Source organism: Mycobacterium sp. 1465703.0 (assembly GCF_001672975.1).
Classification (GTDB): Bacteria; Actinomycetota; Actinomycetes; order Mycobacteriales; family Mycobacteriaceae; genus Mycobacterium.
The window spans coordinates 12,313-33,850 of record NZ_LZKU01000045.1 but is presented as its reverse complement, the minus strand read 5'-3'; the positions used below and the strand labels follow the sequence as shown (position 1 = coordinate 33,850).

Here is a 21,538-nt window from a genome sequence, read left to right as displayed (position 1 = left end):
TGTCAAGGACGAGATTGTGCGGGGCGGCAGGTATGCCGGGGCTAGTTCAGCCGGTCACCGGTGCCCGGGCGGCGCTGCGGCAGATGTCCGTGCACGCCTTCGGCGTACGCGGTCTCGGCGTGCTGGGTCAGGTCGACACCGGTGGTCTCGTCTTCGGCGCTGACCCGGAAACCCATCAGCCGGTCGATCGCTTTGCCCAGCGCGAACGTCATGGCGAACGCGTAGAACGCGACGACCACAATGGCCAGCCCCTGCTTGCCCAGCTGGCCGAAGCCGCCCCCGTAGAACAGGCCCTGCGGGCCCGCCGTCATGACCGCAGTGGCGAACAGCCCGATCAGCGACACCCCGACCACGCCGCCGACGAAGTGCACGCCCACCACGTCCAGCGAATCGTCATAGTTGAAGCGCAATTTGGCGCCCACCGCGAACGAGCACACGACGCCCGCCGCCAGGCCGACGACCGTCGCACCCAGCGTGTTGACCGTCCCGCAGGACGGGGTGATGGCGACCAGGCCGGCGACCACACCCGATGCCGCACCGAACGTGGTGGGCCGGCCGTCGCGGATCTGTTCGACCGAGAGCCAGCCGAGCATGCCCAGACATCCGGCGACCAGGGTGTTGAGGAAGATGGCCGCGGCTGTTCCGTTGGCGGCCAGCGCGGAACCGGCGTTGAACCCGAACCAGCCGAACCACAGCAACCCGACGCCGACGAACAGCAACGGCAGATTGTGCGGGCGCATCGCGTCCTTCTTGAAGCCGATGCGCGGCCCGAGCACCAGCGCCAGTGCCAGCGCCGAAGAGCCCGACACGATCTCGACGACCAGACCGCCCGCGTAGTCCAGCACCCCTAGCTTGGCCAGCCAGCCGCCGGGCCCCCATACCCAATGCGCGACAATCGAATACACGGCAACGGTCCATACCGGAACGAACACCATCCAGGCGGCGAACTTGGCACGGTCCGCGATCGCGCCGCTGACCAGTGCCGCCGTAATGATCGCGAATGTCAACTGGAAAGTGGCATAGAGCAATTCGGGGACCGTGCCGTGGACGGTGTCGGGAGTGATGCCGAGCATCCCGAAATGTCTGAGGTTGCCGACGAGTCCGTTCATCCCATCCTCGGAGAACGCCATGGTGTAGCCGACCAGCAACCAGGCGACCGTCACCAGCGGGATGGAGATGAAGCTCATCATCATCATGTTGAGCACCCCGGTGGTGCGGACCATGCCGCCGTAGAAGATCGCCAGGCCGGGGGTCATCAGCAAGACCAGTGCGGTGCTGGCCAGCAGCCACGCGGTGGCGGCGGGGTCGATCGCATGCATGAGGTGGGCTCCTTCTCGCGGCCCTGAGGTCACGGGACACCGGGATACTGCCACGTTCGGCCTGCCGGTAGGTTCATTGGGTTAAGAAAAGAGGATTCAGGATCTGATGTGGTCAAGGCTCGAGGACAATTTCGCGAAGGCACGGCTGCGGCCCAGCTGGTAGTCGATCCGGTCGAGGCCGCGCGCCGGCTGCTGGGCGCGACCCTCACCGCGCGGGGCGTGAGCGGGATAGTCGTCGAGGTCGAGGCCTACGGGGGAGTTCCGGACGGTCCGTGGCCGGATGCCGCCGCGCACTCGTACAAGGGTCTGCGCGCCCGCAACTGGGTGATGTTCGGGCCGCCCGGGCGGCTTTATACCTATCGCAGCCACGGCATCCACGTCTGCGCCAACGTCTCCTGCGGTCCGGACGGCACCGCCGCCGCGGTCTTGCTGCGCGCCGCGGCCATCGAGGACGGCACCGATGTGGCCCGCGCCCGTCGCGGCGAGTTGGTGCACACCGCGGCCCTGGCGCGCGGACCGGGCAACCTGTGCTCTGCCATGGGAATCACCATGGACGACAACGGAATTGACCTTTTCGGGCCCGGCAGCCCGGTGACTCTCGAACTGCACGAACCGCTGACCGCGGCGTCCGGCCCGCGGGTCGGCGTCAGCCAGGCCGCCGACCGGCCATGGCGGCTGTGGCTTCCCGGCCGCCCGGAGGTTTCGGCCTACCGTCGCAGCCCCCGCGCGGCGGCGCCGGGCGCCAGCGACTAGCCGAACCGGTCTCGGGTGGGAGGATCTTGGATCATGGGCGACACGATCATCGACGAGCTGGGCTGGCGCGGCCTGATCGCGCAGTCCACCGACCTCGATGCGCTGGCCGACGAGGCCCGGCGCGGGCCCATGACGGTGTACGCCGGCTTCGACCCCACCGCGCCGAGCCTGCATGCCGGGCATCTGGTGCCGCTGCTGGCGTTGCGCCGGTTCCAGCGCGCCGGTCACCGCCCGATCGTGCTCGCCGGCGGAGCCACCGGCATGATCGGCGATCCGCGTGACATCGGCGAGCGCACCCTGAACGAGGCCGACACCGTCGCCGAGTGGACCGAGCGGATCGGCGGACAGCTGCAACGCTTCGTCGACTTCGACGACTCACCCACCGGCGCCGTCGTCGTCAACAACCTGGACTGGACCAGCCCGATGTCGGCGATCGAGTTCCTGCGCGACGTCGGCAAGCACTTCTCGGTCAACGTCATGCTGGACCGCGACACTGTCCGGCGCCGGCTCGAGGGCGACGGCATCTCCTACACCGAATTCAGCTACATGCTCTTGCAGGCCAACGATTACGTGGAATTGCACCGGCGCTACGGCTGCACCCTCCAGATCGGCGGTTCCGATCAGTGGGGCAACATCATCGCCGGGGTCCGGTTGGTGCGCCAGCAGCTCAGCGCCTCGGTCCACGCGCTGACCGTGCCGCTGGTGACCGCCGCCGACGGCACCAAATTCGGCAAGTCCACCGGGGGCGGCAGCCTGTGGCTGGACCCGGCGCTGACCACGCCGTACGCCTGGTACCAGTACTTCTTCAACACCGCCGACGCCGACGTGATCCGGTACCTGCGCTGGTTCACCTTCTTGTCGGCCGACGAACTCGGCGAGCTCGAACAGGCGACGGCCGAGCGGCCCCAGCAACGCGCCGCCCAACGGCGGCTGGCCCGCGAACTGACCGTGCTGGTGCACGGCGAGGCCGCCACCGAGGCCGTCGAGCACGCCAGCCGGGCGCTGTTCGGGCAGGGCGAACTGGACCGCCTCGACGAGGCCACGCTGGCCGCGGCGCTGCGCGAGACGTCGGTCGCCGAGCTCAAACCCGGTGGCCCGGACGGAATCGTCGACCTGCTGGTGGCCAGCGGCCTGTCGGACAGCAAGAAGGCGGCGCGGCGCACCATCGGTGAAGGCGGCGTCTCGGTCAACAACGTCCGCATCGACAGTGACGAATGGGTGCCGCAACCGTCCGACTTCCTGCACGGCAAATGGCTGGTGTTGCGCCGCGGCAAACGCACCGTCGCCGGGGTGGAAAAGCTCTAGCCGGACCGGGGGCAGCACGGCCTTCGCAAAACCCGGGCATGCACAGATCTTTATCTCACCGTGTCCTTCACGTGACCGTGGGCGACCACTGTGGTCACGGTGATTTTCGCGACACGTTTGCGGTCGACCGTCCTGCGGATGCTGGGGGTGATCACCGGCCTGGTGGGGCTCGCGGCCATCCTGTCGGCGCCGATACGCGCCGACATGCTGGGCAACGCCTTCCTGTCGGCCCTGACCAACGCCGGGATCTCCTATACCCAGCCGACCAGCACGATGGCGATGGGACAGTCGGTGTGCCCGATGCTGTTCGCGCCCGGTGGCTCGTTCGACGATGTGACGTCCAAGATGGCCGAGGGCAATGGAATGTCCTACGAGATGGCGGGCAGGTTCACCATCGTCGCGATCGCGACCTACTGTCCGGCGGTGATAGCGCCGCTGCTGGGTAACCGGCTGCAAAGTTAGGCGATGGGCTGCCCGTATTCTCGGCAGCGTGGTCGACGACAGGGAACGGCACCGCGGCGAACGGCGGGCGCGCCCGGCATCCGCTGGCTGGTCGGGTCCGGGCCGTGCGCGGCCGGCCCAGCCGCAGAACGCCGGGCGCCGGGATGCGCAGGCCGACCGCGCGCCGCAGGACGGGCCGCCGATACCGCCCGGCGTGGAAGCCAAGCAGCTGGCGCCCGACATCCGCCGCGAACTGAGCACCCTGGACCGCGCCACCGCCGATGCGGTGGCGCGGCACCTGGTGGCCGCGGGTGAATTGCTCGACGAAGACCCCGAGGCCGCCTTGCGTCACGCCCGCGCGGCGCGGGCCCGGTCCAGCCGGATCGCCACCATTCGGGAAGCGGTCGGCATCGCCGCCTACCACTGCGGCGACTGGTCGCAGGCGCTCGCGGAATTACGCGCCGCCCGCAGGATGGGCAGCAAGTCCCCGTTGCTTGCACTGATCGCCGATTGCGAACGCGGACTTGGCCGTCCGGAGCGGGCCATCGAACTCGCGCGCCGACCGGAGGCTGCCCAACTCAGCGGTGACGACGCCGACGAGTTGCGCATCGTGGCGGCCGGGGCGCGTGCGGACCTGGGTCAACTGGAACAGGCGCTGACCGTGTTGTCCACGCCGCAACTGGATCCGAGCCGCACCGGCACGACGACGGCGCGGCTGTTCTACGCCTACGCGGACACGCTGTTGGCGCTCGGCCGCGACGAGGAAGCGCTGCAATGGTTCCTGCACGCGGCGGCCGCCGACGTCGACGGCGTCACCGACGCCGAAGACCGGGTCAGTGAACTCGGCTGACATGACAGGGCCGAATCACACCAAAACCCTTGCACAGCAACATGACTGCCTGCTGATCGACCTGGACGGAACGGCGTTTCGCGGCCGTCAACCCACCGAGGGCGCGGTGCAGGCACTGGCCGAGGTGCGCGCGCGAGCGTATTTCGTCACCAACAACGCGTCGCGCAGCGCCGACGAGGTCGCCGCTCACCTGACCGACCTGGGCTTCACCGCCACCGCCGAAGACATCGCCACCAGTGCGCAGACTGCGGCCCGGTTGCTGGCCGATCAGGTGCCGCCGGACTCACCGGTGCTGATCGTGGGCACCGAGGCCCTGGCCAACGAGATCACCGCCGTCGGACTGCGCCCGGTGCGCCGCTACGACGACCATCCGGTGGCCGTCATACAGGGTCTGTCGCAGACCATCGGCTGGCCGGAGCTCGCCGAGGCGGCGCTGGCCATCCGGGCCGGCGCGCTGTGGGTGGCGGCCAACGTCGACCTGACGCTGCCCACCGAGCGCGGACTGCTGCCCGGCAATGGATCCTTCGTGGCCGCGCTGCGGGCCGCGACCGGCGGCGAGCCGCAGGTGGCGGGTAAACCGGCGCCCGGACTGCTGCGTGATGCGGCGGCCCGGGGTGATTTCCACGCCCCGCTGGTGATCGGCGATCGGCTGGACACCGACATCGAGGGCGCCAACGCCGCCGAACTGCCCAGCTTGATGGTGCTCACCGGAGTCAATTCGGCACGGGACGCGGTGTACGCCAAGCCCACCCAACGCCCCACGTATATCGGCCACGATCTGCGCTCGCTGCATCAAGACGGCGAGCGGCTCGCGGTCGGATCGCAGCCGGGCTGGCGGGTCGACCTCGCGGACACGGCAATCACCGTCAGCGCCGACGGGCCGGACGACGGGGACGGGCTGTCCATCGTGCGCGCGGTTGCCGATGCGGTGTGGAGTGCAGCGCAGTCCGGCTCCGGCGAGTCCGTGGTGCGCATCGAGGCCGGCGACGACCAGGCGCGGGCCGCACTGCAGCGCTGGTCTTTGGTGCGCACCGACTGATGGGTGACTAGCGTAGGGACGCGATGACTATCGATCCCGATCAGATTCGTGCTGAAATCGACGCTTTACTCGCCCGGCTGCCCCAGCCCGGCGACGGCGAAGATCCGGAGAAGGTGCCGTCGCTTGACGAGCTCGAAGAAATAGCACGCCGTCTTTCCGAGGCGCATGACGTGCTGCTGGCTGCGCTGGAGTCGGCGGAGAAAGGCTGAGTGCGCGGATGTCTCGACGCGCCCGCGTTGACGCCGAGCTGGTCCGGCGCGGTCTGGCCCGGTCCCGTCAGCAGGCCGCGGAGTTGATCGGCGCCGGAAAGGTCAGCATCGACGGCATGCCGGCGCGCAAGCCGGGAACCGCCGTTGCTGTCACCGCTGCCCTGACCGTCGCCGAGGACGGTGAGCGTGGCTGGGTTTCGCGCGGGGCGCACAAACTCATCGGGGCGCTGGACGCCTTCGGGATTTCGGTTGCGGGGCATCGCTGCCTGGATGCCGGCGCGTCGACGGGCGGGTTCACCGAAGTCCTGCTGGATCGCGGGGCCACCGAAGTGGTTGCCGTGGACGTGGGATACGGCCAGCTTGCGTGGTCGCTGCGCAGTGACCCTCGGGTGGTGGTGGTCGAGCGAACGAACGTTCGCGAGCTGACGCCCGAGGCGATCGGCGGGCGGGTCGACCTGGTGGTGGCTGACCTGTCGTTTATTTCGCTGTCCACGGTGTTGCCGGCGCTGGCTGGATGTGCCGCACCGAACGCGGATATCGTTCCCATGGTGAAGCCGCAGTTTGAGGTGGGCAAGGGCCTGGTCGGTGCCGGCGGTGTGGTGCACGACCCGGGCCTGCGCGCCGACGCCGTCCTGGCGGTCGCGACACGCGCGGACGAGCTGGGCTGGCACCCGGTCGACGTCACCGCCAGTCCGCTGCCCGGGCCGTCGGGCAATGTCGAGTACTTTCTGCGGCTGCGCGCCCAGACCGACCGACCGCTCGCCGGGGACGAGCTGGTGACGGCGGTGTGGCGTGCCGTGGAAAGCGGGCCACAGTGAACGAACACGCTCCGCGCACCGTGCTGATGGTGGTCCACACCGGCCGCGACGAGGCCACCGAAACCGCACGACGCGTGCAGAAAGTGCTGGGCGACAACGGCATTGGACTTAGGGTGTTGTCCGCCGAGGCCGTCGACAGAGGACCGCTGCACCTGGCCCCGGACGACATGCGCGCCTTGGGCGTCGAAATCGAGGTGGTCGACGCCGAGCCGCAGGCCGCCGCCGGCTGCGAAGTGGTGCTGGCGCTGGGCGGCGACGGCACCTTCTTGCGGGCCGCCGAACTCGCCCGCAATGCCAACATCCCGGTACTGGGCATCAACCTCGGCCGCATCGGGTTTCTGGCCGAGGCCGAAGCCGAGGCCATTGATCGCGTGCTGGAACACGTTGTCGCACAAGATTATCGGGTGGAAAACCGGTTGACCCTCGACGTGCTGGTGCGGCATGGCGGCGAAATTACCGAACACGGTTGGGCGCTCAACGAAGTCAGCCTGGAAAAGGGTCCCCGGCTCGGCGTGTTGGGGGTGGTCCTCGAGATCGACGGACGCCCGGTATCGGCGTTCGGCTGCGACGGGGTCCTGGTGTCGACCCCCACCGGATCCACCGCTTACGCGTTCTCCGCCGGCGGACCGGTGTTGTGGCCCGACCTCGAGGCAATCCTGGTGGTACCCAACAATGCTCACGCGCTGTTCGGCCGACCCATGGTCACCAGCCCGGACGCCACCATCGCGATCGAGATCGAGGCCGACGGACACGATGCCCTGGTGTTCTGCGACGGCCGCCGCGAAATTTTGATACCGGCCGGCAGCCGACTCGAGGTGAGACGTTGTGACACACCGGTGAAATGGGCCAGGTTGGACAGCGCTCCGTTCACCGACCGATTGGTGCGCAAATTCCGGTTGCCGGTGACCGGGTGGCGCGGGAACTGACCGCCTAGCACAGGTGCTGACTGAATGCTGACTGAAATCCGCATCGAGTCACTCGGTGCCATCAGCTCCGCGGTCGGGGAGTTCGACCGCGGCCTGACCGTACTGACCGGCGAGACCGGTACCGGTAAGACCATGGTGGTCACCGGATTGCACCTGCTCGGCGGTGCCCGCGCGGACGCAACCCGAGTGCGGTCCGGCGCCGAGCGTGCCGTGGTCGAAGGCCGTTTCGCCACAACCGATCTAGACGAAGCCCTGATCGTGAAGCTGGACGAGATGCTGGACGCGTCGGGCGCCGAACGCGACGAGGACGGCAGCGTGATCGCGCTGCGCTCGGTCAACCGGGACGGGCCGTCGCGGGCGTATCTCGGGGGCCGCAGCGTGCCCGCCAAGTCGCTGGGCGACTTCACCGCCGGACTGCTGACCCTGCACGGGCAGAACGACCAGCTGCGACTGATGCGGCCCGAGGAACAATGCGGTGCGCTGGACCGGTTCGCCAAGGCGGGTCCTGCGCTGGAGCGTTACGGCAAACTGCGCGACGCCTGGTTGTCGGCGCGGCGCGACCTGTTGGACCGCCGCAACCGGATGCGCGAACTCGCGCTGGAGGCCGATCGGCTGAACTTCGCGCTCAACGAGATCGACGCCGTGGACCCACAACCCGGCGAGGACGATGCCCTGGTCGCCGAGATCCTGCGGCTTTCCGAACTGGACACGCTGCGCGAAGCCGCCGCCGGGGCCCGCGCCGCCCTGTCCTCGGATGACGCGGAGGGCTTCAGCGCGACCGAGAGTTTGGGAAAGGCAAGGGCCGCACTGGAATCGACCGATGACGCGAAGCTGATGGCGCTGGCCGGCCAGATCGGCGAGGTGCTGACCGTGGTCGTCGATGCGGCCGGTGAATTGGCCGGCTTTCTCGACGAGCTGCCGGTCGATGCCAGCGCGCTGGAAACCAAGCTGGCCCGACAGGCCGAGTTGCGCACCCTGACGCGTAAATACGCCGCGGACATCGACGGCGTGCTCGCCTGGGCACAGGAATCGCGGCAGCGACTGGCCCAACTCGACGTCTCCGAGGAGGGGCTGACCGCGCTGGCGGGCCGGGTCGATCAGCTCGCGGGTGAATTGACCCAGGCCGCAATCGAACTCAGCAACATCCGGCGCAAGGCCGCCAAGCGGCTGGCCAAAGAGGTCACCGCCGAGCTGTCCGGGCTGGCGATGGCCGACGCCCAATTCGGCATCGAGGTGACTGTCGATACGGCGTCGGCGTCCGACGATGCGGCCGCGCTAAAACTGCCCTCCGGCGAACTGGCCCGCGCCGGCGTTGACGGCATCGACCAGGTCGAGTTCGGCTTCGCCGCGCACCGCGGGATGGATCAGCTGCCGCTGGCCAAGAGCGCTTCCGGCGGCGAGCTGTCGCGGGTGATGCTGGCGCTGGAGGTGGTACTGGCCGCCTCCCGTAAAGAGACAGTGGGCACCACCATGGTGTTCGACGAGGTCGACGCGGGCGTGGGCGGCCGGGCCGCGGTGCAGATCGGGCGGCGGCTGGCCCGGCTGGCGCGCACCCACCAGGTCATCGTGGTCACGCACCTGCCGCAGGTGGCGGCCTACGCCGACGTGCACCTGGTGGTGCATGGCGCGGGACCCAAGGGCACCAGCGTGGTGCGACGGGTCGCCGACGACGAGCGGGTGGCCGAGCTGGCGCGGATGCTGGCCGGGCTGGGCGAATCCGACAGCGGCCGCGCGCACGCCCGCGAACTGCTCGACGCGGCGCAGAAGGATGAGATCTAACCGTCGGGAACCTGGGATACAGATGTGACTAATGGGACTCTAGATAACTTATGAGGCTAATGTTACGGCGCGCCTCCCATCGACGCCGACGCATCTTGGACAGAATCGCCCCCATGAAGATGTCAGGCCTGCTCTCCCGAAACCCCGCCCGGCCGGGCCTCGTCGGCACCGCCCGCGTTGACCGGAACATCGACCGATTGCTGCGTAGGGTCTGCCCCGGCGACATCGTGGTGCTCGACGTCCTGGATCTGGACCGCATCACGGCGGACGCCCTGGTGGAAGCCGATATCGCCGCGGTCGTCAACGCGTCTCCGTCGGTATCGGGCCGTTACCCGAATATGGGGCCGGAGGTGCTGGTCAACAACGGGGTGACCCTGATCGACGAGGCCGGACCCGACATCTTCAAGAAGGTCAAGGACGGCGCCAAGATTCGACTGCACGAAGGCGGCGTGTACGCCGGCGACCGCAGGCTGGTCCGCGGCACCGAGCGCACCGACCACGACATCGCCGACCTGATGCGCGAGGCCAAGAGCGGGCTGTCTGCGCACCTGGAGGCGTTCGCCGGCAACACAATCGAGTTCATCAAGAGCGAGAGCCCACTGCTGATCGACGGCATCGGCATCCCCGACGTCGACGTCGACCTGCGCCGCCGGCACGTGGTGATCGTCGCCGACGAGCCCAGCGCCGAGGAAGACCTGAAGTCCCTCAAGCCGTTCATCAAGGAGTATCAGCCGGCCCTGATCGGTGTCGGCACCGGCGCCGACGTCCTGCGCAAGGCGGGCTACCGCCCCCAGGTCATCGTCGGCGACCCCGACCAGATCAGCACCGACGCGCTCAAGTGCGGCGCCCAGGTGGTGTTGCCGGCCGACGCCGACGGGCACGCGCCCGGCCTGGAACGGATCCAGGATCTCGGCGTCGGGGCGATGACGTTCCCGGCCGCGGGCTCGGCGATCGATCTGGCGCTGCTGCTGGCCGACCACCACGGCGCGGCGCTGCTGGTGACGGCCGGCCACACCGCCAACATCGAAACGTTCTTCGACCGCACCCGCGCACACAGCAACCCCTCCACGTTCCTGACCCGGTTGCGGGTCGGCGAGAAGGTGGTGGACGCCAAAGCGGTAGCCACCCTGTACCGCAACCACATTTCGGCGGGTGCCATCGCGCTGCTGGCGCTGACCATGCTGATCGCCGTCATCGTCGCGCTGTGGGTGTCGCGCACCGATGGCGTGGTGCTGCATTGGGTCACCGACTACTGGAATCACTTCTGCCTGGTGGTGCAGAAGTGGGTCACCTAGTTCTGCTGGACGGTGCGTTAAATGATCTCGTTGCGTCAACATGCCTTGTCGCTGGCCGCCGTCTTCCTCGCGCTGGCCGTGGGAGTCGTGCTGGGCTCCGGCTTCTTGTCGGACACCTTGTTGTCCAGCCTGCGTGACGAGAAGAAGGATCTGAACGCCCAGATCAGCGGGCTCAACGACCAGAAGAATGTGCTGAACGAAAAGCTCAGCGCGGCAAACAATTTCGACACTCAACTGGCTGGCCGGATAGTGCATGACGCGCTGGGTGGCAAGTCGGTGGTGGTGTTCCGCACCCCGGACGCGAAAGACGACGACGTCGCAGCGGTGTCGAACTTCATAGGTCAGGCCGGCGGGGCGGTAACCGGGACGGTCTCGCTGACGACTGAGTTCGTCGAGGCCAACTCGGCGGAGAAACTGCAGACGGTGGTGAACTCCTCGGTGCTGCCGGCGGGTCAGCAGCTGAGCACCAAGCTCGTCGACCAGGGTTCGCAGGCCGGTGACCTGATGGGAATCGCCCTGCTGGCCAACCCCAACCCGGCGGCGCCCCCGGTGGACGACGTTCAGCGCAACACCGTGCTGGCGGCGCTGCGGGACACCGGCTTCATCACCTATCAGGCGACCGATCACATGGGCGCGGCGAATGCCGCGCTGATCGTCACGGGCGGTTCGCTACCCGGGGAAGCCGGTAACAAGGGAGTCAGCGTGGCCCGCTTCTCGGCAGCGCTGGCCCCGCACGGGTCGGGCACCCTGTTGGCCGGGCGCGACGGTTCGGCGACCGGTGGCGCGGCGGTGGCGGTCGCGCGCGCCGACGCAGGGATGAATTCGGCGATCAGCACCGTCGACGACGTCGACGCCGCGCCGGGCCGCATCACCGCCGTCCTGGGTCTGCACGACCTGCTCAACGGCGGTCACGCCGGGCAGTACGGCACCGGCCACGGGGCGACGTCAATCACGGTGCCTCAGTAGCGGGCGTGTTAGCCGCGACACAGCGCGGCTGATGTTAGGGTGGGTTTCCGTGGGTCGGCAGGCCCATCTAGTTATTCGCTAGAACAATTTTGACGCCCTGCCCGTCTTCACGGAGGTCGCCTGTGCGAAAGCACCCGCAATCCGCCACCAAGCACCTCTTCGTCAGCGGGGGAGTCGCATCCTCGTTGGGCAAGGGGTTGACCGCCAGCAGCCTTGGACAACTACTGACGGCCCGCGGGTTGTACGTGACGATGCAAAAACTCGATCCGTACCTCAACGTCGACCCGGGCACCATGAACCCGTTCCAGCACGGCGAGGTCTTCGTCACCGAGGACGGCGCCGAAACCGACCTCGACGTCGGACATTACGAGCGGTTCTTGGACCGCGACCTGTCCGGCTCGGCGAATGTCACTACGGGGCAGGTGTATTCGACGGTCATCGCCAAGGAGCGGCGCGGCGAATACCTCGGCGACACCGTTCAGGTGATTCCACACATCACCGACGAGATCAAAGCGCGCATCCTGTCGATGGCCCAACCCGACGCCCAAGGCAACCGTCCGGACGTGGTCATCACCGAGATCGGGGGCACCGTCGGCGACATCGAGTCGCAGCCCTTCCTGGAAGCGGCCCGGCAGGTGCGTCACGACCTGGGCCGTGAAAACGTCTTCTTCCTGCACGTCTCGCTGGTGCCCTACCTGGCCCCGTCCGGCGAACTCAAGACCAAACCCACCCAGCACTCGGTGGCCGCGCTGCGCAGCATCGGTATCACGCCCGACGCACTGATCCTGCGCTGCGACCGAGATGTCCCGGAGGCGCTGAAGAACAAGATCGCGCTGATGTGTGACGTCGACATCGACGGCGTCATCTCCACCCCGGACGCGCCGTCGATCTATGACATCCCGAAAGTGCTGCACCGCGAGGAACTCGACGCCTACGTGGTGCGCCGGCTCAACCTACCGTTCCGCGACGTCGACTGGACCGAATGGGACGACCTGCTGCGCAGGGTTCACGAGCCGCATGAGGTCGTGCGAATCGCCTTGGTGGGCAAATACATTGAGCTCTCCGACGCCTATCTCTCGGTCACCGAGGCGCTGCGTGCCGGCGGATTCAAGCACCACGCCAGGGTGGAGATGGTCTGGGTGCCGTCCGACGACTGTCAGAGCGCGGCCGGCGCCGCAGCGGCGCTGGGCGACGTGCACGGCGTGCTGATCCCCGGCGGGTTCGGCATCCGCGGCATCGAGGGCAAGATCGGTGCCATCCAGTACGCCCGCACCCGTGGGTTGCCGGTGCTGGGCCTGTGTCTCGGCCTGCAATGCATCGTGATCGAGGCGGCGCGTTCCGCCGGTCTGGCCCAGGCCAACTCGGCGGAATTCGACCCGGAGACGCCCGATCCGGTCATCTCCACGATGGCCGATCAGGTCGACATCGTCGCCGGTGAAGCCGACCTGGGTGGCACCATGCGACTGGGCGCCTACCCCGCGGTGCTGGAATCGGATTCGATTGTGGCCCAAGCGTATGGCGCAACGGAGGTGTCTGAGCGGCACCGGCACCGCTACGAGGTCAACAACGCCTACCGCGACAAGATCGCCGAAAGCGGCCTGAGGTTCTCCGGGACATCTCCGGACGGCCATCTGGTGGAATTCGTCGAATACCCGCGGGACGTGCACCCGTTCATGGTCGGCACCCAGGCTCATCCGGAGCTGAAGAGCCGGCCCACCCGGCCACACCCGCTGTTCGTCTCATTCGTCGGCGCGGCCATCGACTACAAGGCGGGTGAACTGCTGCCGGTGGAGATCCCGGAGCAGTCATCGAACGGCATCCAGCACCGGGACAGCGCCGCGCGGCCGATACCTGAGCCCGCGACCCGTGGCTGAACACGTCTTCGAGACGGCGTCATCCGAAACGCTGTACACCGGAAAGATTTTCGCGCTCCGCAGCGACCAGGTACGGATGCGCGGCGGCGAGGTCGTGACTCGCGAGATCGTCGAGCACTACGGGGCGGTCGCCGTAGTCGCGATGGACGACGACGGCAACATCCCGATGATCTACCAGTACCGTCACGCTTTCGGCCGGCGGCTGTGGGAGTTGCCTGCCGGACTGCTCGATGTCGGCGGCGAGGCGGCTCATCTCACCGCGGCTCGCGAGCTGATGGAGGAGGCGGGGCTGAAGGCCGAGTCCTGGGCGGTGCTGGTGGACCTCGACTCCACACCGGGCTTCAGCGACGAGTCGGTACGCGTCTACCTGGCCACCGGCCTGACTCAGGTCGAGCGGCCCGAGGCGCACCACGAAGAAGCCGACCTGACCTTGGCGTGGTATCCGCTCGCCGACGCCGCCCGCAAGGTGCTCAGCGGTGAAATCGTCAATGCCATTGCGGTGGCAGGGATTTTGGCCGCCCAGGCCGTGACGACGGGGTTCGCCCAGCCGCGTCCGGTGGACAGCACGTGGCAGGACAAGCCGTCGGCGTTCGCTGCGCGGAAAGCCGCGCAATGACGACGGTGGCGCTGGACACGCAGTTGCAGGGCTACCTTGACCATCTCACCATCGAGCGCGGCGTCGCCGCGAACACCTTGAGCTCGTATCGCCGCGACCTGCGCCGGTACACCAAGCACTTGTCGGACCGTGGAATTCACGATCTGGCCAAGGTGGGCGAGAACGACGTGAGCGAGTTCCTGGTTGCGCTGCGCCGCGGGGATCCCGACACCGGGACGGCGGCACTGTCCGCGGTGTCGGCGGCGCGCGCGCTGATCGCGGTGCGCGGCCTGCATCGGTTCGCCGCCGCCGAAGGGCTGGCCGAACTCGACGTGGCGCGCGCGGTCCGCCCGCCGACCCCGGGGCGTCGGCTGCCCAAAAGCCTGACCATCGACCAGGTTCTGGCGCTACTGGAGGGCGCCGGCGGAGAAAGCCCGGCCGATGGCCCGCTCACCCTGCGTAACCGGGCGCTGCTGGAACTGCTGTACTCCACCGGCGCACGCATCTCGGAAGCCGTCGGGCTCGACGTCGACGACGTCGACACGCACGCCCGGTCGGTGCTGTTGCGCGGCAAGGGCGGTAAGCAGCGGTTGGTGCCGATCGGGCGCCCAGCCGTGGCCGCGCTGGACGCGTATCTGGTGCGGGGCCGTCCGGAGTTGGCGCGCCGCGGGCGCGGAACACCGGGCATCTTCCTCAATGTGCGCGGCGGCCGGTTGTCGCGGCAGAGCGCCTGGCAAGTCTTGCAGGACGCGGCCGAGCGCGCCGGCATCAGCTCGGGGGTGTCGCCGCACATGCTGCGGCATTCCTTCGCCACCCACCTGCTCGAGGGCGGCGCCGACGTGCGAGTCGTGCAGGAGTTGCTGGGACACGCCTCGGTGACGACGACGCAGATCTACACCATGGTCACCGTGCACGCGCTGCGCGAGGTATGGGCCGAGGCGCATCCGCGGGCGCAGTAGTTTTAGCCGCCTGGGTCAGCCCAGGTAGTCGGACTCCAGCACCAGGTCGGAGACCAGCGTCTGGTACTCGAGATGCGCCTTGTGCTCGACGGTGTTGAATAGCTTGCCGTGTTGGCGGTGCATGTAGTCGCGGTACTTCGGCGCACCCGGCACCCGGACGTTGTCGGCGACCACGATGGAGCCCGGATGCAGCCAGCCGCGATCCAAGATGCTCTGCAGGTCGTCCAGGTAGGCATCCTTGTCGTGATCGAGGAACACGAAATCGAGTGTGCCGGCGGCAAACCCGTGCTGGTTTGCCAGCGCATCCAGGGTGCGCCCGCCGTCACCGATGGTGCCGACCACGCACGTCACCCGGTCGGCGACGCCGGCATGGGCCCAAATCTGGCGGGCGTTGGCCGCGTTGGCCTCGGCGAGTTCGACCGAGAACACTTTGGCCTTGGGGGCGGCCCTGGCGATGCGCAACGCGCCGTAGCCGACGTAGGTGCCCAGTTCGAGGGCGAGCGTGGGGTCGGCGCGCCGCACCGCGGCGTCCAGCAGTGCCCCTTTCTCGTCGCCGACGTTGATCAGCAGTGATTTTTCGTAGGCGAACTTGTCGATGGTGGCCAGCACGTCGTCGATGTCGCCGGCCCGGGCGTTCTGCAGCACGTATTCGACGGCGGCCGCTTCGCGCCCGTCACCTATCTGGCCGGTGGTGGTGATGTTCTTATTGCCGACGGCCATGCGCCAGACCGACCAACGCAGCAGAGGGATCCGTCGCTTGAGATTCATAGTCGACACGATAGGCGGGTGGCGGTGCCGGCCGTCCGGCGTGTCGGCGGCGGCTGGGGCCCTGTCCGGGGCGGTACCGGTAGGTCATTCGGCTAACTCGCTAGCGCCGGTGCTAGCGCGTTTCGGAAGGCGGAACACCTCCGAAAATTGGTGCTGCTGTGACTGAAGTGAAAAGGCGGTCGGAATGTGCGTTCTACCACCGAATTTTGCCCATATTGGCTGGTTAATTGCCTGCGGGTCGCCGGGTTTCGCGCGGTGAACCCGTTAGACTTTCCGACGATGTTCACCTCCCGAACACCCCCGCCATGACTGAGCAGCCGGACAGCGGCGTCGAGCTCGGTCTGACCGGGCGGCCGCCGCGGGCGATCCCGGAGCCGCAGCCGCGCACCTCGCACGGCCCGGCCAAAGTCGTCGCCATGTGCAACCAGAAGGGCGGCGTCGGGAAAACCACGTCCACCATCAACTTGGGTGCCGCGCTCGCCGAATACGGCCGCCGGGTGCTGCTGGTGGACATGGATCCGCAGGGTGCGCTCTCCGCGGGCCTAGGCGTCCCGCACTACGAGCTGGAAAAGACCATCCACAACGTTTTGGTCGAGCCGCGGGTGTCAATCGACGATGTGCTGCTGCAGACCCGGGTCAGGCACATGGATCTGGTGCCCAGCAACATCGACTTGTCCGCCGCCGAGATCCAGCTGGTCAACGAGGTGGGACGAGAGCAGACGCTGGGCCGTGCGCTGCACCCCGTGCTGGATCGCTACGACTATGTGCTGATCGACTGCCAGCCGTCGCTGGGTTTGCTCACCGTCAACGGCCTGGCCTGCTCCGACGGTGTGGTGATCCCCACCGAGTGCGAGTACTTCTCGCTGCGCGGCCTGGCGCTGCTGACCGACACCGTCGACAAGGTGCGCGACCGGCTCAACCCGAAACTCGAAATCAGCGGGATCCTGCTCACCCGGTACGACCCCCGCACGGTCAACTCGCGCGAAGTGATGGCCCGGGTGGTGGAGCGGTTCGGTGACCTGGTGTTCGACACCGTCATCACCCGAACCGTGCGCTTCCCGGAGACCAGCGTGGCCGGCGAACCCATCACCACCTGGGCGCCGCGGTCCACCGGGGCCATCGCCTACCGGGCGCTGGCCCGCGAATTCATCGACCGATTCGGCGCGTGAAAGAAACCGTAAACGGTGCGGCGCCACAGCAGAACGGCTACGGAGCTGGCTTCCAAGTCCGCCTGACCAATTTCGAGGGTCCGTTCGATCTGCTGCTGCAACTGATCTTCGCCCATCGTCTCGACGTGACCGAGGTGGCGCTGCACCAGGTCACCGACGATTTCATCGCCTACACCCGCGAAATCGGTCCGCAGCTCGAGCTGGAGGAAACCACGGCGTTCCTGGTGGTCGCCGCGACGCTGCTGGACTTGAAAGCCGCGCGGCTGCTGCCGGCCGGACAGGTCGACGACGATGAGGACCTGGCGCTGCTGGAGGTGCGCGATCTGCTGTTCGCCCGGCTGCTGCAATACCGCGCGTTCAAGCACGTCGCCGAGATGTTCGCCGAACTGGAGGCCACCGCGCTGCGCAGCTATCCGCGCTCGGTGTCGCTGGAGGATCGGTTCACCGAACTGCTGCCCGAGGTGATGCTCGGCGTCGACGCCGAACGCTTCGCCCAGATCGCCGCCATTGCTTTCAGCCCACGGCCGGTCCCGACGGTGTCGGTCGGGCACCTGCATCAGGTCCAGGTCTCGGTTCCCGAGCAGGCCAAGAAGCTGCTGGCGTTCCTGGAAGCGCGGGGCACCGGCGCGTGGGCGACGTTCTCCGAGCTGGTCGCCGACTGTGAGGCGTCGATGGAGGTGGTGGGTCGCTTCCTGGCGCTGCTCGAACTGTATCGGTCCCGGGCGGTAGCATTCGACCAGTCAGAGCCGCTTGGCGTGCTCCAAATCTCGTGGACCGGGGAACGTCCGGTCAGTGAAGCCTTGGTAGAAGTGCGGGACGAATAGATGACTGAAGACATGCCGGATGTCGATCTCGCCTCCGACATCGCAGGCATCCCCGACATCGCCGAAGTCGCGCCGATGGACTCCGAGGAACTCGGCTCGGTGCTGGAGGCGCTGCTGCTGGTGGTTGACACCCCGGTCACGGCCGAGGCGCTGGCGTCCGCCACCCAACAACCGGTGTACCGGATCGCCACCAAGTTGCGGGAGATGGCCGAGCAATTCACCGAACGCGACAGCGGCATCGATTTGCGGCAAAACAGCGAGGGCTGGCGGATGTACACCCGCGCCCGCTTCGCCCCCTACGTGGAGAAGCTGTTGCTGGACGGCGCGCGGTCCAAGCTCACCCGGGCCGCGCTGGAAACGCTGGCTGTGGTCGCCTACCGCCAGCCGGTGACACGCGCCCGGGTCAGCGCGGTTCGCGGCGTCAACGTCGATGCCGTGATGCGCACGCTGTTGGCGCGCGGACTGATCACCGAAGCCGGAACCGACGAGGACACCGGCGCGGCGACGTTCGCCACCACCGACCTGTTCCTGGAGCGGCTGGGGTTGACCTCGCTGGCCGACCTGCCCGATATCGCGCCGCTGCTCCCGGACGTGGACACGATCGAGGACCTCAGCGAATCCTTGGACAGCGAACCACGTTTCGTCAAACTCTCGGGCGGCCAATCACCCGATCAGGCGCTGTCGTTCGACGTGGACCAGGATTGATGGAAGAAGCGCAGGGGATCCGGCTGCAAAAAGTATTGTCCCAGGCCGGAATTGCGTCGCGGCGAGCCGCCGAAAAGATGATCATCGACGGCCGCGTCGAGGTGGACGGGCAGGTGGTGACCGAACTGGGCACCCGCGTCGACCCGGACTCCTCGGTGATCCGCGTCGACGGGGCCCGCGTGGCCCTCGACGACTCGCAGGTATACCTGGCCCTGAACAAGCCGCGCGGCGTGCATTCGACCATGTCGGACGACCGCGGCCGGCCGTGCATCGGTGATCTGGTCGAGCGCAAAGTCCGCGGCAACAAGAACCTGTTCCACGTCGGGCGATTGGACGCCGACACAGAAGGGCTGATCCTGCTGACCAACGACGGCGAACTCGCGCACCGGCTGATGCATCCTTCCCATGAGGTGCCCAAGACGTATCTGGCGACGGTGACTGGATCGGTGCCCCGAGGTCTGGGCAAGAAGCTGCGCGCCGGGATCGAGTTGGACGACGGAGTGGCCAAAGTCGACGAGTTCGCGGTGGTGGATGCCATTCCCGGCAAGACGCTGGTGCGGGTGACGCTGCACGAAGGCCGCAATCGCATTGTGCGCCGGCTGCTGGCGGCCGCCGGATTTCCGGTGGAGTCGTTGGTGCGCACCGACATCGGCCCGGTCTCGCTGGGAAAGCAGCGGCCGGGCACCATTCGCGCCCTGGCTCACCACGAGGTCGGCCAGCTGTATCAAGCGGTGGGCCTGTGAGCGATATCGTGGTGGCCATCGACGGCCCGGCGGGAACCGGAAAGTCATCGGTGTCAAAGGGATTGGCGAGGGCACTGGAGGCTCGCTACCTGGACACCGGCGGAATGTACCGAATGGTGACACTGGCCGTATTACGCGCCGATATCGACCCGTCCGACGCTGCGGCCGTCGCGCGGATGGCCGAAACGGTGCACATGTCGGTGGACTATCATCCCGACGGCGACCGGTATTTTCTTGACGGCGAAGACGTCTCGGCGGAGATCCGTGGCGACCGGGTCACCGGTGCGGTATCGGCGGTGTCCTCGGTTCCCGCCGTGCGTACCCGGCTGGTCGGCCTGCAGCGCGAAATGGCCGACGGGCCCGGCAGTGTGGTCGTCGAGGGCCGCGACATCGGCACCGTCGTCCTTCCCGACGCGCCCGTGAAGATCTTCCTGACCGCGTCGGCCGAGACAAGGGCGCGGCGGCGCAATGATCAGAATGTGGCCGCCGGTCTGGCCGACGACTACGAGGCGGTGCTGGCCGACGTCCGCCGGCGCGACCACCTGGATTCCACTCGGCCGGTGTCGCCGCTGCGGGCGGCGCCGGATGCGGTCGTCGTCGACACCAGCGAAATGACCGAGCCGCAGGTGATTTCCCACTTGCGGGACTTGGTCAAACAGCGAAGCGGAGCGGTGCGGTGACTCAAGACGGCACGTGGAGCGACGAAAGCGACTGGGATTCCGTCGAATTCGGTTTGGACGAAAATGAGGAAGCCGGCCCGGCGCCGGTGGTGGCGGTGGTCGGCAGACCCAATGTCGGCAAGTCGACACTGGTCAACCGGATCCTGGGCCGACGCGAAGCGGTGGTACAGGACATCCCCGGCGTCACCCGCGACCGGGTGTCCTACGACGCGTTGTGGACTGGGCGCCGATTCGTCGTGCAGGACACCGGGGGATGGGAGCCAGACGCCAAGGGGCTGCAGCAACTGGTGGCCGAGCAGGCATCGGTGGCCATGCGCACCGCCGATGCGGTGATCCTGGTGGTCGACGCTCTGGTCGGCGCCACCACGGCCGACGAGGCCGCCGCCCGGATCCTGCTACGGTCTGGCAAGCCAGTCTTTTTGGCCGCCAACAAGGTTGACAGCGACAAGGCCGAGGCGGACGCCGCGATGTTGTGGTCGCTGGGGCTTGGCGAGCCGCACGCGATCAGCGCGATACACGGCCGCGGCGTGGCGGATCTGCTCGATCAGGTGCTGGCCGCATTGCCCGAGGTGTCTGAAGTGGCGCCCACAGCGGGCGGTCCGCGGCGGGTGGCGTTGGTCGGCAAGCCGAACGTGGGCAAGAGCTCACTGCTGAACAAGCTTGCCGGCGATCAGCGCTCGGTGGTGCACGACGTCGCCGGGACGACGGTCGACCCGGTGGACTCGCTGATCGAGCTGGGCGACAAGGTGTGGCGGTTCGTCGACACCGCGGGTCTGCGGCGCAAGGTCGGCCAGGCCAGTGGGCACGAGTTCTACGCCTCGGTGCGCACGCACTCGGCCATCGATGCGGCCGAGGTGGTGATCGTGCTGATCGATGGATCGGAACCGCTCACCGAACAAGACCAGCGGGTGCTGTCGATGGTGATCGAAGCCGGCCGGGCCCTGGTGCTGGCCTTCAACAAGTGGGACCTGGTCGACGAGGACCGGCGCGAGCTGCTGGAACGTGAGATCGACCGGGAACTGGTGCAGTTGCGGTGGGCGCCGCGGGTCAACATCTCCGCTAAAACCGGGCGCGCGGTGCAAAAGCTGGTGCCCGCCATGGAGACGGCGCTGGCGTCCTGGGATGCCCGGATCGCGACCGGGCCGCTGAATTCCTGGCTGAAAGAGGTGGTGGCGGCCACGCCGCCGCCGGTGCGCGGCGGTAAGCAGCCGCGCATCCTGTTCGCCACCCAGGCCACCGCCCGGCCTCCGACGTTCGTGCTGTTCACCACGGGCTTTCTAGAGGCCGGCTACCGGCGCTTCCTGGAACGCCGGCTGCGCGAGACCTTCGGGTTCGAGGGGTCGCCGATCCGGATCAACGTGCGGGTGCGCGAGAAGAGGGGAGGCAGGCGGCGCTGAGCGGGGGTTGTCCGGGACGCTTCGGTCTCTCCGGGAATGTTCCCCGTCTCTCCGGAACCATTTGGTGACTCTCGACTCCGCTAGCGCAGTTGGAAATCACCCAATGCTTCCCGAGCTACCACTG

Annotated in this window: 22 protein-coding genes; 20 read left to right on the top strand and 2 right to left on the bottom strand. The window is 67.8% G+C overall.

The window, feature by feature from the left end; all coding sequences use genetic code 11:
• Positions 1 to 41: 41 nt before the first annotated feature.
• On the bottom strand, positions 42 to 1,319 hold the full coding sequence (locus tag A5625_RS03985; RefSeq protein ID WP_066989255.1) for an ammonium transporter: 1,278 nt from the start codon (positions 1,317 to 1,319) through the stop codon (positions 42 to 44).
• Between the two features lie 108 nt (positions 1,320 to 1,427).
• Here A5625_RS03985 and A5625_RS03980 point away from each other — a divergent pair, with 108 nt between their 5' ends.
• From A5625_RS03980 to xerD, 14 genes are all read left to right on the top strand, one after another.
• Entirely contained in the window at positions 1,428 to 2,072 is a 645-nt protein-coding gene (locus A5625_RS03980) for a DNA-3-methyladenine glycosylase (RefSeq protein WP_066989252.1), read from the top strand.
• A 33-nt stretch (positions 2,073 to 2,105) separates the two neighbouring features.
• On the top strand, positions 2,106 to 3,377 hold the full coding sequence (gene tyrS / locus A5625_RS03975) for a tyrosine--tRNA ligase (protein ID WP_066989250.1): 1,272 nt from the start codon (positions 2,106 to 2,108) through the stop codon (positions 3,375 to 3,377).
• A 90-nt stretch (positions 3,378 to 3,467) separates the two neighbouring features.
• Entirely contained in the window at positions 3,468 to 3,839 is a 372-nt protein-coding gene (locus A5625_RS03970) for a DUF732 domain-containing protein (RefSeq protein WP_066989248.1), read from the top strand.
• Positions 3,840 to 3,867: 28 nt separating this feature from the next.
• The gene (locus A5625_RS03965; protein WP_156747907.1) at positions 3,868 to 4,668 is read left to right on the top strand and encodes a tetratricopeptide repeat protein; all 801 of its coding nucleotides are present in this window, start codon (positions 3,868 to 3,870) and stop codon (positions 4,666 to 4,668) included.
• Between the two features lies 1 nt (position 4,669).
• Complete coding sequence (locus A5625_RS03960) at positions 4,670 to 5,707, top strand: HAD-IIA family hydrolase (protein WP_066989246.1); 1,038 nt, start codon at positions 4,670 to 4,672, stop codon at positions 5,705 to 5,707.
• A 23-nt stretch (positions 5,708 to 5,730) separates the two neighbouring features.
• The gene (locus tag A5625_RS03955) at positions 5,731 to 5,916 is read left to right on the top strand and encodes a hypothetical protein (protein ID WP_066989244.1); all 186 of its coding nucleotides are present in this window, start codon (positions 5,731 to 5,733) and stop codon (positions 5,914 to 5,916) included.
• Positions 5,917 to 5,924: 8 nt separating this feature from the next.
• Entirely contained in the window at positions 5,925 to 6,734 is an 810-nt protein-coding gene (locus A5625_RS03950; RefSeq protein ID WP_066989242.1) for a TlyA family RNA methyltransferase, read from the top strand.
• Positions 6,731 to 7,660, top strand: coding sequence for an NAD kinase (locus tag A5625_RS03945; protein WP_255397902.1), 930 nt, complete (start codon positions 6,731 to 6,733; stop codon positions 7,658 to 7,660). Before A5625_RS03950 ends, A5625_RS03945 begins: the two co-directional genes overlap by 4 nt.
• Positions 7,661 to 7,684: 24 nt before the next feature.
• Positions 7,685 to 9,439 (top strand): DNA repair protein RecN, encoded by a 1,755-nt coding sequence (recN, locus tag A5625_RS03940; RefSeq protein ID WP_066989240.1) that lies wholly within the window; start codon positions 7,685 to 7,687, stop codon positions 9,437 to 9,439.
• A 113-nt stretch (positions 9,440 to 9,552) separates the two neighbouring features.
• On the top strand, positions 9,553 to 10,734 hold the full coding sequence (gene steA / locus A5625_RS03935; protein ID WP_066989238.1) for a putative cytokinetic ring protein SteA: 1,182 nt from the start codon (positions 9,553 to 9,555) through the stop codon (positions 10,732 to 10,734).
• A gap of 21 nt (positions 10,735 to 10,755) precedes the next feature.
• The gene (locus A5625_RS03930; protein ID WP_066989235.1) at positions 10,756 to 11,700 is read left to right on the top strand and encodes a copper transporter; all 945 of its coding nucleotides are present in this window, start codon (positions 10,756 to 10,758) and stop codon (positions 11,698 to 11,700) included.
• A gap of 122 nt (positions 11,701 to 11,822) precedes the next feature.
• A complete protein-coding gene (locus tag A5625_RS03925) occupies positions 11,823 to 13,574 on the top strand; it encodes a CTP synthase (protein WP_066989233.1) in 1,752 nt (583 codons plus the stop codon).
• A complete protein-coding gene (locus A5625_RS03920; protein ID WP_066989231.1) occupies positions 13,567 to 14,190 on the top strand; it encodes an NUDIX hydrolase in 624 nt (207 codons plus the stop codon). The genes A5625_RS03925 and A5625_RS03920 overlap by 8 nt, the downstream gene beginning before the upstream one ends.
• The gene (gene xerD, locus A5625_RS03915; RefSeq protein ID WP_066989229.1) at positions 14,187 to 15,128 is read left to right on the top strand and encodes a site-specific tyrosine recombinase XerD; all 942 of its coding nucleotides are present in this window, start codon (positions 14,187 to 14,189) and stop codon (positions 15,126 to 15,128) included. Before A5625_RS03920 ends, xerD begins: the two co-directional genes overlap by 4 nt.
• A gap of 15 nt (positions 15,129 to 15,143) precedes the next feature.
• Here the strand turns inward: xerD and A5625_RS03910 are convergent, their stop codons facing one another.
• Complete coding sequence (locus tag A5625_RS03910; RefSeq protein ID WP_066989227.1) at positions 15,144 to 15,896, bottom strand: O-methyltransferase; 753 nt, start codon at positions 15,894 to 15,896, stop codon at positions 15,144 to 15,146.
• Positions 15,897 to 16,201: 305 nt separating this feature from the next.
• Between A5625_RS03910 and A5625_RS03905 the strand changes: the two genes are divergently transcribed.
• From A5625_RS03905 to der, 6 genes are read left to right on the top strand one after another with little or no spacing between them, the layout of a single operon-like run.
• The gene (locus A5625_RS03905; protein ID WP_066989225.1) at positions 16,202 to 17,065 is read left to right on the top strand and encodes a ParA family protein; all 864 of its coding nucleotides are present in this window, start codon (positions 16,202 to 16,204) and stop codon (positions 17,063 to 17,065) included.
• Positions 17,062 to 17,889: a segregation/condensation protein A gene (locus A5625_RS03900; RefSeq protein ID WP_066989223.1), complete on the top strand. Its 828-nt coding sequence runs from the start codon at positions 17,062 to 17,064 to the stop codon at positions 17,887 to 17,889. The genes A5625_RS03905 and A5625_RS03900 overlap by 4 nt, the downstream gene beginning before the upstream one ends.
• Entirely contained in the window at positions 17,890 to 18,594 is a 705-nt protein-coding gene (scpB, locus tag A5625_RS03895) for an SMC-Scp complex subunit ScpB (RefSeq protein ID WP_066989221.1), read from the top strand.
• Positions 18,594 to 19,337 (top strand): pseudouridine synthase, encoded by a 744-nt coding sequence (locus A5625_RS03890; RefSeq protein ID WP_066989219.1) that lies wholly within the window; start codon positions 18,594 to 18,596, stop codon positions 19,335 to 19,337. The genes scpB and A5625_RS03890 overlap by 1 nt, the downstream gene beginning before the upstream one ends.
• Positions 19,334 to 20,017 carry a (d)CMP kinase gene (gene cmk, locus A5625_RS03885; protein ID WP_066989217.1) on the top strand — a complete coding sequence of 228 codons (684 nt, stop codon included), beginning with the start codon at positions 19,334 to 19,336 and terminating at the stop codon, positions 20,015 to 20,017. The genes A5625_RS03890 and cmk overlap by 4 nt, the downstream gene beginning before the upstream one ends.
• A complete protein-coding gene (gene der / locus A5625_RS03880; protein ID WP_066989216.1) occupies positions 20,014 to 21,414 on the top strand; it encodes a ribosome biogenesis GTPase Der in 1,401 nt (466 codons plus the stop codon). The genes cmk and der overlap by 4 nt, the downstream gene beginning before the upstream one ends.
• The last annotated feature ends 124 nt before the right edge of the window (positions 21,415 to 21,538 follow it).